Source organism: Cupriavidus sp. 22TCCZM04-2 (genome assembly GCF_057798895.1).
The window spans coordinates 70,736-83,049 of the sequence record NZ_JBYOJS010000020.1; the positions used below are offsets into that span (position 1 = coordinate 70,736).

Sequence of the window (12,314 nt, forward strand, 5' to 3'; positions counted from 1 at the left end):
TCAGGTGCTGGGGCGCGTGCCAAGCGCGCGCTCCAGGCTTTCGAGGAAGCGACCGGCGGACTGGTAGCCGATCACGCGCACCGGCCGTTCACGGCCGTCGGCGCCGAACAGGATGATGCCAGGCGGCCCGAACAGGCCGAAGCGCTTGAGCAGAGCCTTGTCGTCGGCGTTGTTGGCCGTGACATCGGCCTGCAGCAGCACGATCTCCGACATGCGCGAACGCACACGGGTATCGGTGAACGTCATGCGCTCCATCTCCTTGCAGCTCACACACCAGTCTGCGTAGAAATCGAGCAGCACCGGCTTGCCTGCGGCTGCGGCCTGCGCCACGCGCGCATCGAGTTCCGCCACGCTTCGGACGCGCTCGAAACGCACCGCCTGAGGACCAGCCGGTGCTTCTGCCGCGGCGCCGGTCCCGCGCGCCAGGTTCAGATGCGCCAGCGGCTGCAGCGGATCGCGTCCGCCAGAGGCCAGGCCCAGTAGCAAGATGGCGCCAGCGAGCGCCGCCAGCACGCCAAGCCCCTTTCCGAGCCGTGCCACGCCGCGCGCTTCAGCACCCAGTGCATCAAACGCGCCGAGGAATACCGCCGCAACGAGCAACAGCGCCGCCCACAACGCCATGATCAGCCATGCCGGCAGCACGGGCGTCACCATCCAGATCGCCACACCCAGCAGCAGGAATCCGAAGAAGCGCTTGGTGGCTTCCATCCAGCGCCCCGCGCGCGGCAGCAGATTGCCCGCGCCGACCCCGACCAGCACCAGCGGAACCCCCATGCCCAGCGCCATGGCCAGCAGCGCGCTGCCGCCGGTCAGCGCGTCGCGCGTCTGGGCGATATAGGCCAGCGCACCAGCCAGTGGCGCCGTCACGCAAGGGCCCACGATCAGCGCGGAGATCGCGCCCATGGCCGCGGCTCCGACCACCTGGCCGCCGCGCCGGCGGTTCGACGTGGCCGTCAGGCGGTTCTGCCACTGCTGCGGCAGCTGGAGTTCATAGAGGCCAAACATCGACAGCGAGAGTGCCACCATCAACCCTGCAAACGCGACGAGCACAGCGGGCGTCTGCAGGGCGGCGGCCAGGCCCTCGCCCAGCAGGCCCGCGGCCACGCCGATCGCCGTGTAGACCACGGCCATGCCGAGGACATAAGCCAGCGATACCACCAGCGCCCGACTGCGCGTGGCGTGCTCCCCGACCACGATGGACGACAGGATCGGTACCATCGGCAGGACGCAGGGCGTGAAGGTCAATAGCAGGCCCAGGCCGAAGAAGAGTGCCGCGACGATGCCGAGGTTGCGGCTGGCAAGCACACCGGCAATGCGATCGTTCTCGTCGATGCGTGCGGCGGGCGTGGCACCGGCGATACCCGGCTCAACAGCCCGCGGCGGAGTCGTCGACTCGCTGCGCGGGGTGCCGCCGAACAGGCTGCCGAGCGACACGGCGCCCACTTTGTAGACGCTCTCCATCGGCGGATAGCACAGCCCCTTGTCGGCGCAGCCCTGAGACGTCACGACCAGCGACCACTTGCCGTCGGCGGGCGCAGACTCCACCGGCACGCGGATGACGACGGTGTCGCGATAGGTTTCCATCTCCTTGCCGAAGGTCTCATCGAACTTGACCTTGCCGGGTGGAAATTCGGGCTGGCCCAGGCGTACGGCTTCGGGCTGGACGGCAAAGGCGAAGCGCTCGCGGTACAGGTAGTACCCGCTGGCCACGTCGAAGCGGATTTCGATGGTCCGTGCGTCCACTTGCCGGGCGGCGAAGCGGAAGGCCTGCTCGGGCGGCAGGAAGTCCTCTTCCGTGGCCGCGTTGGCACCGGCAGCCAGGCACAGCCAGGCCACCATCATCGCCAGCACTGCGGCAATATGCCGCGCCCAGCTCAACCGGTTTGATCGCTCGGAGAGAGCAAAACCCATATTCATAGACCGTCCCGAATCTTTTCAGTCGCTTTCGTAACGCGGGGCGCTGCTTTCATTCCGCACCATCCACGGCGCAGGCGACTTCGTCACGCACCCACGCCAGATAAGGCCCGAAACCCTGGCTGATGGGCCACGCAATGATCTCGGGCACATCATAGGGGTGGTTCGCCCGGATGACCGCCTCAAGCGCCGCATAGCGCGCCCGCGTCGTCTTGGCCAGCAGAGGCCATTCAGTCGCCTGCTCCAGCTTGCCCTGCCACCAGTACTCGGATTGCACCGGAGCAAGACGGTTCACGCACGCGCACACACGCGCCTCGAGCAAGGCCCGTGAAAGCCGCGTCGCGGTGTCCGCATCGGGCAGGTTGGTCAGTACGGCGATGACCGCCGCATCGTCGCCCTCGGCGGCGTGTTGTGAACTGGCACTGGCTTTCATGCGGCCCCTCCGAATCCTGGCGCACAAAACAAAAGAGCCAGGCAAATTGCCTGGCTCGATTGTAAGCGGTGTGTCCGAACCCGTCGGAAGACGGGCTGGAACTCGACCTTACTCAGCGGCTTCTTCGGCCGGAGCTTCGGTGATTTCCGGACGATCCACCAGCTCGACCAGCGCCATCGGCGCGTTGTCGCCCTGACGGAAGCCGAACTTCAGGATACGGGTGTAGCCGCCCGGACGAGCGTTGTAGCGCGGGCCCAGTTCGTTGAACAGCTTCGTGACCATGTCGCGGTCGCGCAGACGGGCGAAAGCCAGACGGCGGTTGGCAACGGTGTCCTTCTTGGCCAGCGTGATGAGCGGCTCGACAACCTTGCGCAGTTCCTTGGCCTTGGGCAGGGTGGTCTTGATCAGCTCGTGCTGGAACAGCGAGTTGGACATGTTGCGCAGCATCGCGAGACGGTGCGACGAGGTGCGGTTCAGTTTCCGCAAACCATGACGGTGACGCATGATGATTCCTTTCAGATGAAGTGTTTGACCAGCTCTTCTATCGCCCCCTGGCGCAAACCTCGGGACGCGGGCCGGTAGTCATACATGCCCCGGCCGAAACCGGGGCGGTTACCGCAACGCGAGGCCAGGGCCTCGCGCCGCAATTACTTGTCCAGCCCTGCAGGCGGCCAGTTCTCGAGCTTCATGCCCAGAGTCAGGCCACGCGAGGCGAGGACTTCCTTGATCTCGTTGAGCGACTTGCGACCCAGATTCGGGGTCTTCAGCAGCTCGTTCTCGGTACGCTGGATCAGGTCGCCGATGTAGTAGATGTTTTCGGCCTTCAGGCAGTTGGCCGAACGCACCGTCAGCTCCAGGTCGTCGACCGGGCGCAGCAGGATCGGATCGATCTGCGGTGCGCGGCTCGAAGCGGCCTCGGCGGCGGACTCGGTGCCTTCCAGCGCGGCGAACACCGACAGCTGGTCAACCAGGATGCGGGCCGACTGGCGAATCGCTTCCTCGGGCGAGATCACGCCGTCGGTTTCGATGTTCATCACCAGCTTGTCCAGGTCGGTACGCTGCTCCACGCGAGCGGACTCGACGGCGTACGACACGCGGCGCACCGGCGAGAACGAGGCGTCCAGCACGATACGGCCGATCACCTTGCTCGACTCGTCGCCGAACTTGCGCACGTTGCCGGGCACGTAGCCGCGGCCTTGCTCGACCTTGATCTGCATGTCCAGCTTGCCGCCGGCAGACAGGTGGGCGATGACGTGGTTCGGGTTGATGATCTCGACATCGTGCGGCAGCTCGATATCGGCCGCCGTTACGATGCCTTCACCGTCCTTGCGCAGCGAAACCGTGACTTCGTCGCGGTTGTGCAGCTTGAACACGACACCCTTCAGGTTGAGCAGCAGGTTGACGACGTCTTCCTGCACACCGTCGATGGTGGAATATTCATGGACCACCCCAGCGATCGTCACTTCGGTCGGGGCATAGCCGACCATCGATGACAGCAGCACGCGACGCAGGGCGTTACCGAGCGTATGGCCGTAGCCGCGCTCGAACGGCTCCATCACGACTTTGGCGTGATGATCGCCCAACGGCTCGACGGCGATGATTTTTGGCTTGAGGAGTGCTGTTTGCATTAGGTTGTCCTTTTCAATACCCTCGGCTCGTTACACCGATAAGGCTGACGTTTGGAACCTGAAAGACCCATCGCGCGATGGGCAATAAGCCCGACCGCGCATATAGCGCGGCGGGCTGTAAGAGAGGCCTTGCGGGAATCGCAAGCTCGAACCGTTCTGTTCGGCGGTCCGGCGGATTAACGCGAGTACAGTTCGACGATCAGGCTTTCGTTGATGTCGCCGGCGATGTCGGCGCGATCCGGAGCCTGCTTGAAGGTACCTTCGAACTTCTTGGCGTCCACGGCAACCCAGGTCGGGAAGCCCGACTGCTCGGCCAGCGACAGAGCTTCAGCGATACGCACCTGCTTCTTCGACTGCTCGCGGATGGAGATCACGTCGCCCGACTTGACCTGGGCCGACGGCACGTTCAGGGCCTGGCCGTTCACCAGGATCGCCTTGTGCGACACCAGCTGACGCGCTTCAGCGCGGGTCGAGCCGAAGCCCATGCGGTACACCACGTTGTCCAGACGCGATTCCAGCAGTTGCAGCAGCTTTTCGCCGGTGTTGCCCTTGCGGCGGTCGGCTTCAGCGAAGTAGCGGCGGAACTGGCGCTCGAGCACACCGTAGATGCGCTTGACCTTCTGCTTTTCGCGCAGCTGGTTGCCGTAGTCGGAGGTGCGGGCACCCGAGGTGCGGCCATGCTGGCCCGGCTTGCTGTCCAGCTTGCACTTGTCGGCCAGCGAACGGCGCGAGCTCTTCAGGAACAGGTCGGTGCCTTCACGGCGGGAAAGTTTGGCCTTCGGGCCGGTATAACGTGCCACGTTGTCTTCCTTTGTTCGATCACGGCGCCTGTCTTGACGCGCCGCGAGTCCGCCAACGCTGTGCTACCGGGAATCCCGGAGACCGTGACGGACGGTGGGCTTATGACGCGCGCCCCGTTGCCGGGTACGACGCAAAAAGCATTTTCCAATGCGCAGGCATTCTGAATGCGCTGAATGCAGCATTCCCGCCGCGCAAAACGAAAACCTGCCGCATCAGATGCAGCAGGTCAACGCGCGATACTACCATATCCGAAACCGGCAGGTAAACCCGCCGGCCCGGACACGCCAACGCTCAGATGCGGCGGCGCTTCGGCGGACGGCAGCCGTTGTGCGGAATCGGCGTGACGTCTTCGATGATAGCGATCTTGATGCCCAGCGCGTTCAGCGCACGGACAGCCGATTCACGCCCCGGGCCGGGGCCCTTGATACGCACTTCCAGGTTCTTGATACCCTGGTCTTGCGCCACGCGGCCGGCATTCTCGGCAGCAACCTGGGCAGCGAACGGGGTCGACTTGCGCGAACCCTTGAAGCCCTGGCCACCGGCGGTCGCCCACGACAGGGCGTTGCCCTGGCGGTCGGTGATCGTGATGATGGTGTTGTTGAACGAGGCGTGGACGTGCGCAATGCCGTCGGCAACGTTCTTCTTGACCTTTTTACGCGCGCGAGCGGCGTTATTCGGACCTTTTGCCATTAGTTTCTTCCTCTGCCTTCGGCTTTACTTCTTCAGAGCCACGCCGGCCTTGCGCGGACCCTTGCGGGTACGTGCGTTGGTACGGGTACGCTGACCGCGCATGGGCAGGCCCTTGCGGTGACGCATGCCACGATAGCAACCAAGGTCCATGAGACGCTTGATGTTCATCGTGGTTTCACGACGCAGGTCACCCTCGACCGTGACCTTGCCCACTTCGTCACGAAGCTTTTCCAGGTCGGCGTCGGTCAGATCCTTGACCTTCTTGTCAAACGGTACACCGGTGGCCTCGCAAATCTTGCGAGCGCGCGAGCGGCCGACACCATAAATAGCCGTCAGGCCGATTTCGGTGTGCTTGTGGTTCGGGATGTTAACCCCTGCGATACGTGCCATTCGTCAATCCTCTTTCCGATTAGCCTTGGCGTTGCTTGTGGCGGGGATCCGACGAGCAGATCACGCGCACGACACCGTTGCGCTTGATGATTTTGCAGTTGCGGCAAATGCGCTTAACAGAAGCCAGCACTTTCATAATATTTCCTCTTCCTTCAATTCCTGTTCGCTCACTTCGTCCGGAAGACGATCCGTGCGCGCCATACCTTGTCTGTCCCGATCTGAATCAGCGCAGGGTCAGGTTGCCCTTAAAGTTCGCTTTCTTCAGCAACGATTCATACTGCTGCGACATGACGTAGGACTGAACCTGGGCCATGAAATCCATCGTGACGACCACGATGATCAGCAGCGAAGTCCCGCCAAAATAGAACGGAACGTTCCAGCGCAGCACCAGGAATTCCGGCAACAGGCAGACCAGTGTGATGTAGATCGCACCAGCCAGCGTCAGACGCACCAGAATCTTGTCGATGTAGCGCGTCGTCTGCTCGCCCGGACGAATGCCCGGAATGAAGGCACCGCTTTTCTTCAGGTTGTCCGCTACTTCACGACTGTTGTACACCAGAGCCGTATAGAAGAAGCAGAAAAATATAATCGCAGCAGCGTACAGCAGGATGTAGACCGGCTGGCCCGGCGACAGCGTGGCAGCCAGGTCCTTGATGAACCTGCCAACCGCACCGGTCGACTGGGACGTGAACCAGCCTGCAATCGTCGCCGGGAACAGGATGATCGACGATGCGAAGATCGGCGGAATCACCCCTGCCATGTTCAGCTTCAGCGGCAGGTGCGACGACTGACCGCCGTACACCTTGTTGCCGACCTGACGCTTGGCATAGTTCACCAGGATCTTGCGCTGGCCACGCTCGACAAACACCACGGCGAAGGTCACAGCGATCACGATCGCCACGATGAATATCGCCGCGATGATGCTCATGGAACCCGTGCGGACCAGTTCAAACAGCCCGCCGATCGCGTTGGGCAAGCCCGCCGCGATACCGCCGAAAATGATGATCGAGATGCCGTTGCCCAGACCACGTTCCGTGATCTGCTCACCCAGCCACATCAGGAACATCGTGCCGGTCACCAGCGTGATCACCGCGGTCGCCCGGAACAACAGGCCCGGATCGATCACCAACCCTGGCTGCGACTCCAGTGCGACCGCAATCGACAGCGCCTGGAACGTGGCCAGAACCACGGTGCCGTAACGCGTGTATTGCGTGATCTTGCGCTGCCCTGCCTGCCCTTCCTTCTTCAACGACTCCAGCTGCGGCAGCACGATCGTCAGCAATTGCATGATGATCGATGCCGAGATGTACGGCATGATGCCGAGCGCGAAGACGGTAAAGCGCGACAGCGCCCCGCCCGAGAACAGGTTGAACATCCCGAGGATGCCACCCGACTGACTCTGGAAAAGCTTCGCGAGCTGATCCGGATCGATTCCCGGCACCGGAATATGTGCACCGATGCGGTAAACGATCAGGGCCATCACCAGGAACATCAGCCGGCGCTTGAGGTCGCCGTACTTCGCCGTGTTCCGGGCTTGCGCGCTTGCATTGGGTTTCGCCGTGGCCAAACGATGCTCCGACTATGACTGCCTATGCTGCGATAAATGCCTGTCAGGCTGCGATCTGGCCGCCGGCGGCTTCGATCGCTGCCTTGGCGCCAGCGGTGGCGCCCAGACCCTTGATCGACACCTTGCGGGTCAGTTCACCGGCCTTGATGACCTTGGCGCTCTTGACCAGCTCGCCTACCAGGCCAGCTTGCTTCAGGACCAGCAGGTCGACTTCGGTCGCTTCCAGGCGCTCGATGTCACGCAGCGAGACTTCGGCCGTGAAGGCCTTGGTCAGCGACGTGAAGCCGCGCTTCGGCAGACGACGATACAGCGGCATTTGACCGCCTTCGAAGCCCACCTTGTGGAAGCCGCCCGAACGCGACTTCTGACCCTTGTGACCGCGGCCGGCAGTCTTGCCCAGGCCGGAGCCGATACCGCGGCCGACGCGACGCTTGGCGTGCTTCGAACCGGCGGCCGGTTTCAGGTTGTTCAGTTGCATCTTGCTCTCCGAAGTCCCGGTATCAGGCCAGAACCTTGACCAGGTACGAGACCTTGTTGATCATGCCGCGCACGGCGGGCGTGTCCTGCAGCTCCGACACCGAGTTGATGCGGCGCAGGCCCAGACCACGCACGGTGGCGCGATGATCCTCGCGCGTGCCGATGAGGCTGCGCACGAGTTGCACTTTTACGGTTTTCTGCGACATTGCGTTCACCTTAACCCAGGATGTCTTCGACCGACTTGCCACGCTTGGCGGCGATTTCGCCCGGCGTGCTCATCTTCTGAAGGCCGTCCAGCGTGGCGCGAACCATGTTGTACGGGTTGGTGGAGCCGTGCGACTTGGTCACCACGTTGGTGACGCCCATCACTTCGAAGATCGCGCGCATCGGGCCGCCGGCGATCACGCCGGTACCTTCCTTCGCGGGCATCATCAGCACCTTGGCGGCGCCATGCTTGCCAACGACTTCGTGTTGCAGCGTGCCGTTCTTCAGCGAGACCTTGACCATCTTGCGACGGGCTTCGTCCATTGCCTTCTGAACTGCCACCGGCACTTCCTTGGCCTTGCCCTTGCCCATGCCGATGCGGCCATCGCCGTCACCAACCACGGTCAGCGCTGCGAAACCGAGAATCCGGCCACCCTTCACCACCTTGGTGACACGGTTGACCGAGATCATCTTCTCGCGGAGGCCGTCGTCGCGTTCGTCCTGTTGGACTTTTGCTTGCATCTTTGCCATGACGTATCTCTCTTTATGCGCTTAGAACTTCAGGCCGGCTTCGCGGGCGGCGTCTGCCAGGGCCTTCACGCGGCCATGGAAACGGAAGCCGGCGCGATCGAACGCGACGGTTTCCACGCCGGCAGCCTTCGCCTTCTCGGCGATGCGCTTGCCCACTGCGGTAGCGGCAGCGGCGGTAGCGCCCTTGCCATCCAGTTCCTTGCGCACTTCCACCTCCGCGGTCGAAGCCGAAGCCAGCACCTTGGTGCCGCACTCCGAGAAGACCTGGGCGTAAATATGCGAATTCGTACGGAACACGGTCAGACGATTGACTTTCATCTCCGCGATCTTGGCGCGGGTCTGACGTGCACGGCGCAAACGAGCGTCTTTCTTGTTCATCATTGCACCCCTTACTTCTTCTTGGTTTCCTTCAGGATGACGCGCTCGTCGCTGTAGCGAACACCCTTGCCCTTGTAGGGCTCAGGCGGACGGTACGCGCGAACTTCCGCGGCAACCTGACCGACTTTCTGCTTGTCCGCACCCTTGATGATGATCTCGGTCTGCGTCGGCGTCGTAGCCGTTACGCCTTCCGGCATCTCATGGATCACGTCGTGCGAGAAACCAAGCTGGAGCTTCAGCGCAGCGCCTTGCAGCTGGGCACGGTAGCCCACGCCAACGAGGTTCAGCTTGCGCTCGAAACCGGTGGTCACACCCTTGACCATGTTTGCCGCCAGGGCGCGCATGGTGCCTTGCAGGGCGTTTGCTTCACGCGACTCGTCAGCCGGTGCGAAGGTCAGCGTGTCGTTCTCGACATTGACCTTGACCAGGCTGTGAATCGGTTGCGACAGCGTACCCAGCGGACCCTTCACGGAGAGCACGCCAGCTGCCACATTCACTTCCGCGCCTTTGGGCAGCGCGATGGGAGCCTTACCTACACGGGACATGTTCTCTCCTTAAGCGACGTAGCAGAGAACTTCGCCACCCACGCCAGTGGCGCGAGCCTTGCGGTCGGTCATCAGACCCTGCGGGGTCGAGATGATCGCCACACCGAGGCCGTTCATCACTTGCGGGATGTCGCTGCGGCCCTTGTACACGCGCAGGCCGGGCTTCGAGACGCGTTCGATGCGCTCGATCACCGGACGGCCGGCGTAGTACTTGAGGCCGATGCTCAGTTGTGCCTTGCCGCCATCTTCCTGGACGGCGTAGTCGTCGATGTAGCCTTCGTCCTTCAGGACCTTGGCGATTGCCACTTTCAGCTTCGACGACGGCATGACAACCGACGCTTTCTGCACGCCCTGGGCGTTGCGGATGCGCGTCAGCATATCGGCGATAGGATCGCTCATGCTCATACTGTTTCTCCTGTAGCCTGTGCGTAATTACCAGCTGGCTTTCGTCAGACCCGGGATTTCGCCCTTGAAGGCGATTTCGCGGATCTTGTTACGCGCCAGGCCAAACTTGCGGAAGGTACCGCGGGGACGACCGGTGATCGCGCAGCGGTTACGCTGGCGGGTCGGGTTCGCGTTGCGCGGGAGCTGTTGCAGCTCCAGGCGCGCCATGTAACGCTCTTCTTCCGACTTTTCTTGGTCGTCAATAATGGCCTTGAGGTTGGCGCGCTTGGCGGCATACTTCGCCACCAGCTTGGCGCGCTTCTTCTCACGTTCAATCAGAGCCAGTTTAGCCACGGTTACCCCTTAATTGCGGAACGGGAACTTGAACGCACCGAGGAGTGCCTTGGCTTCCTCGTCGTTCTTTGCCGTCGTCGTGATGCTGATGTTCAGACCACGCAGTGCGTCGATCTTGTCGTACTCGATTTCGGGGAAAATGATCTGCTCTTTCACACCGATGTTGTAGTTGCCACGACCGTCGAACGAACGGCCCGACACACCACGGAAGTCACGCACGCGCGGCAGGGCCACGGTGACGAAACGATCGAGGAATTCGAACATGCGCTCGCCACGCAGGGTCACCATCGCACCGATGGGGTAGCCCTGGCGGATCTTGAAGCCGGCGATGGCCTTCTTGGCTTTCGTCACCACGGGCTTCTGACCAGCGATCTTGGTCAGGTCGCCAACGGCGTTTTCAATGATCTTCTTGTCATTGATGGCTTCGCCAAGACCCATGTTCAGGGTGATCTTGGTGATGCGCGGCACTTCCATGACCGACTTGTAACCGAACTGCTCGATCAGCTTCGGCACAACCTTATCTTTGTAGAACTCTTGCAGACGTGCTGCCATGCTCAACTCCTAAACGTGCCCAGAATCAAGCTGCCACGACGGCGCCGGTGGTCTTCAGCACGCGCACGCGCTTGCCGTCTTCCACCTTGATGCCGACGCGCGACGGCTTGCCATTGGCATCCACGAGCGCAACGTTGGAAATATGCAGCGGCATGACCTTGTCGACCACGCCACCGGTGGTGCCCAGCATCGGGTTCGGGCGGGCGTGCTTCTTCGCAACGTTCACGCCTTCCACTGCAACCTTGTCGCCGAGCACGGCTTGCACGGTACCGCGCTTGCCCTTGTCTTTGCCGGTCAGGACGATGACTTCGTCGCCCTTGCGAATCTTGTTCATGTCGGCTCCTTACAGCACTTCCGGAGCGAGCGACACGATCTTCATGAAGCGCTCGGTACGGAGTTCACGAGTCACCGGCCCGAAGATACGGGTGCCGATCGGCTCGAGCTTGTTGTTCAGCAGGACGGCGGCATTGCTGTCGAACTTGACGAGCGAACCGTCTGCACGGCGCACGCCCTTGGCAGTACGCACGACAACGGCGTTGTAGATGTCGCCCTTCTTCACGCGACCGCGAGGCGCTGCGTCCTTGACGGTCACCTTGATGATGTCGCCCACGCTCGCGTAGCGGCGCTTGGACCCACCCAGCACTTTGATGCACAGCACTTCGCGCGCACCAGTGTTATCGGCCACTTCGAGCCGGCTTTCTGTCTGAATCATGGTGTTTGTCTTCCCAACTTAATCCGCCAGGTGCAAAAACGCCTGCCGGTCAGTCTTGGTCCCGTAGGCTCCGGCTTTGCGCCAGCTCCGTATGGGTTGATCAACTTTGAGTCGGTAGGAACCTGGCACTCCCGACTGACGTCGGGCCACCTGGCCCTGGCTCGCTCAACAGGTCCGCCCGGGTGGTACAGCTAAGGCGAACGCAATAAAGCGGAAGTCCAGGATTATAGCTACATAATCCTGGACTTGCAAGTCAAGCTAAGAACGTGTGGTTCTTAGATGACGCGTGCAGCCTCTACCAGCCGGGAAACCACCCAGGACTTGGTCCGCGACAGCGGACGGCCTTCCTGGATTTCGACCTTGTCGCCTTCCTTGTACTGGTTGGCTTCGTCGTGTGCGTGGTACTTCTTGGAACGCAGCACGTACTTGCCGTACAGGGGGTGCTTGACGCGGTTTTCAACCAAGACCGTAACGGTCTTGTCCATCTTGTCGCTTACCACACGACCGACGAGGGTGCGGCGAAGCGACGTTTCCGTTTTTGCAGCTTCAGTCATTTCGCGTTCGCCTTTTCAGTCAGCACGGTTTGCACTCGCGCGATGTCCTTGCGAACCTTCTTCAGCTGGCTGGAATTCTGCAGCTGTTGGGTTGCCTTTTGCATGCGCAGGCTAAATTGGGCCTTCAGCAGCTCGGAGAGCTCCTGGTTCAGGCCTGCGGCGTCCTTGCCGCGAAGTTCGGATGCTTTCATCCCTGCTCT

At 62.0% G+C, this 12,314-nt stretch carries 21 protein-coding genes; all 21 read right to left on the reverse strand.

Features of this window, described 5'->3' with window-relative positions:
* Entirely contained in the window at positions 1 to 1,917 is a 1,917-nt protein-coding gene (gene dsbD / locus AC3FKG_RS24420; protein ID WP_488744363.1) for a protein-disulfide reductase DsbD, read from the reverse strand.
* 49 nt (positions 1,918 to 1,966) lie between these two features.
* A complete protein-coding gene (cutA, locus tag AC3FKG_RS24425) occupies positions 1,967 to 2,347 on the reverse strand; it encodes a divalent-cation tolerance protein CutA (RefSeq protein ID WP_488744364.1) in 381 nt (126 codons plus the stop codon).
* A gap of 108 nt (positions 2,348 to 2,455) precedes the next feature.
* Positions 2,456 to 2,851 carry a 50S ribosomal protein L17 gene (gene rplQ / locus AC3FKG_RS24430; RefSeq protein ID WP_130393142.1) on the reverse strand — a complete coding sequence of 132 codons (396 nt, stop codon included), beginning with the start codon at positions 2,849 to 2,851 and terminating at the stop codon, positions 2,456 to 2,458.
* Between the two features lie 143 nt (positions 2,852 to 2,994).
* Positions 2,995 to 3,975, reverse strand: coding sequence for a DNA-directed RNA polymerase subunit alpha (locus AC3FKG_RS24435; protein ID WP_011299297.1), 981 nt, complete (start codon positions 3,973 to 3,975; stop codon positions 2,995 to 2,997).
* Positions 3,976 to 4,151: 176 nt separating this feature from the next.
* Complete coding sequence (rpsD, locus tag AC3FKG_RS24440) at positions 4,152 to 4,775, reverse strand: 30S ribosomal protein S4 (RefSeq protein WP_483709637.1); 624 nt, start codon at positions 4,773 to 4,775, stop codon at positions 4,152 to 4,154.
* Between the two features lie 292 nt (positions 4,776 to 5,067).
* Positions 5,068 to 5,466 (reverse strand): 30S ribosomal protein S11, encoded by a 399-nt coding sequence (rpsK, locus tag AC3FKG_RS24445; protein WP_010812376.1) that lies wholly within the window; start codon positions 5,464 to 5,466, stop codon positions 5,068 to 5,070.
* A gap of 24 nt (positions 5,467 to 5,490) precedes the next feature.
* Positions 5,491 to 5,856 carry a 30S ribosomal protein S13 gene (rpsM, locus tag AC3FKG_RS24450; protein WP_010812377.1) on the reverse strand — a complete coding sequence of 122 codons (366 nt, stop codon included), beginning with the start codon at positions 5,854 to 5,856 and terminating at the stop codon, positions 5,491 to 5,493.
* Between the two features lie 19 nt (positions 5,857 to 5,875).
* The gene (gene rpmJ / locus AC3FKG_RS24455) at positions 5,876 to 5,992 is read right to left on the reverse strand and encodes a 50S ribosomal protein L36 (RefSeq protein WP_008642959.1); all 117 of its coding nucleotides are present in this window, start codon (positions 5,990 to 5,992) and stop codon (positions 5,876 to 5,878) included.
* 87 nt (positions 5,993 to 6,079) lie between these two features.
* Positions 6,080 to 7,423, reverse strand: a complete 1,344-nt coding sequence (gene secY / locus AC3FKG_RS24460) for a preprotein translocase subunit SecY (protein WP_483709638.1) — start codon at positions 7,421 to 7,423, stop codon at positions 6,080 to 6,082.
* A gap of 43 nt (positions 7,424 to 7,466) precedes the next feature.
* Positions 7,467 to 7,901, reverse strand: a complete 435-nt coding sequence (gene rplO, locus AC3FKG_RS24465; RefSeq protein WP_483709640.1) for a 50S ribosomal protein L15 — start codon at positions 7,899 to 7,901, stop codon at positions 7,467 to 7,469.
* 22 nt (positions 7,902 to 7,923) lie between these two features.
* Positions 7,924 to 8,106, reverse strand: coding sequence for a 50S ribosomal protein L30 (gene rpmD / locus AC3FKG_RS24470; protein ID WP_010812381.1), 183 nt, complete (start codon positions 8,104 to 8,106; stop codon positions 7,924 to 7,926).
* A gap of 10 nt (positions 8,107 to 8,116) precedes the next feature.
* On the reverse strand, positions 8,117 to 8,635 hold the full coding sequence (gene rpsE / locus AC3FKG_RS24475; protein ID WP_006160449.1) for a 30S ribosomal protein S5: 519 nt from the start codon (positions 8,633 to 8,635) through the stop codon (positions 8,117 to 8,119).
* Between the two features lie 21 nt (positions 8,636 to 8,656).
* On the reverse strand, positions 8,657 to 9,013 hold the full coding sequence (gene rplR, locus AC3FKG_RS24480) for a 50S ribosomal protein L18 (RefSeq protein WP_211949841.1): 357 nt from the start codon (positions 9,011 to 9,013) through the stop codon (positions 8,657 to 8,659).
* A gap of 11 nt (positions 9,014 to 9,024) precedes the next feature.
* A complete protein-coding gene (gene rplF / locus AC3FKG_RS24485; RefSeq protein ID WP_171516800.1) occupies positions 9,025 to 9,558 on the reverse strand; it encodes a 50S ribosomal protein L6 in 534 nt (177 codons plus the stop codon).
* Between the two features lie 9 nt (positions 9,559 to 9,567).
* Complete coding sequence (gene rpsH, locus AC3FKG_RS24490) at positions 9,568 to 9,963, reverse strand: 30S ribosomal protein S8 (protein ID WP_010812384.1); 396 nt, start codon at positions 9,961 to 9,963, stop codon at positions 9,568 to 9,570.
* Positions 9,964 to 9,990: 27 nt separating this feature from the next.
* Positions 9,991 to 10,296, reverse strand: coding sequence for a 30S ribosomal protein S14 (gene rpsN / locus AC3FKG_RS24495; protein WP_483709643.1), 306 nt, complete (start codon positions 10,294 to 10,296; stop codon positions 9,991 to 9,993).
* 9 nt (positions 10,297 to 10,305) lie between these two features.
* Positions 10,306 to 10,848 (reverse strand): 50S ribosomal protein L5, encoded by a 543-nt coding sequence (gene rplE, locus AC3FKG_RS24500; protein WP_211949839.1) that lies wholly within the window; start codon positions 10,846 to 10,848, stop codon positions 10,306 to 10,308.
* A gap of 25 nt (positions 10,849 to 10,873) precedes the next feature.
* Positions 10,874 to 11,182 (reverse strand): 50S ribosomal protein L24, encoded by a 309-nt coding sequence (gene rplX, locus AC3FKG_RS24505; RefSeq protein WP_011299306.1) that lies wholly within the window; start codon positions 11,180 to 11,182, stop codon positions 10,874 to 10,876.
* A gap of 9 nt (positions 11,183 to 11,191) precedes the next feature.
* Positions 11,192 to 11,560, reverse strand: coding sequence for a 50S ribosomal protein L14 (gene rplN / locus AC3FKG_RS24510; protein WP_019451025.1), 369 nt, complete (start codon positions 11,558 to 11,560; stop codon positions 11,192 to 11,194).
* A 275-nt stretch (positions 11,561 to 11,835) separates the two neighbouring features.
* The gene (gene rpsQ / locus AC3FKG_RS24515) at positions 11,836 to 12,114 is read right to left on the reverse strand and encodes a 30S ribosomal protein S17 (RefSeq protein WP_011299307.1); all 279 of its coding nucleotides are present in this window, start codon (positions 12,112 to 12,114) and stop codon (positions 11,836 to 11,838) included.
* Entirely contained in the window at positions 12,111 to 12,305 is a 195-nt protein-coding gene (rpmC, locus tag AC3FKG_RS24520) for a 50S ribosomal protein L29 (RefSeq protein WP_483709644.1), read from the reverse strand. Before rpmC ends, rpsQ begins: the two co-directional genes overlap by 4 nt.
* Positions 12,306 to 12,314 lie beyond the last annotated feature (9 nt).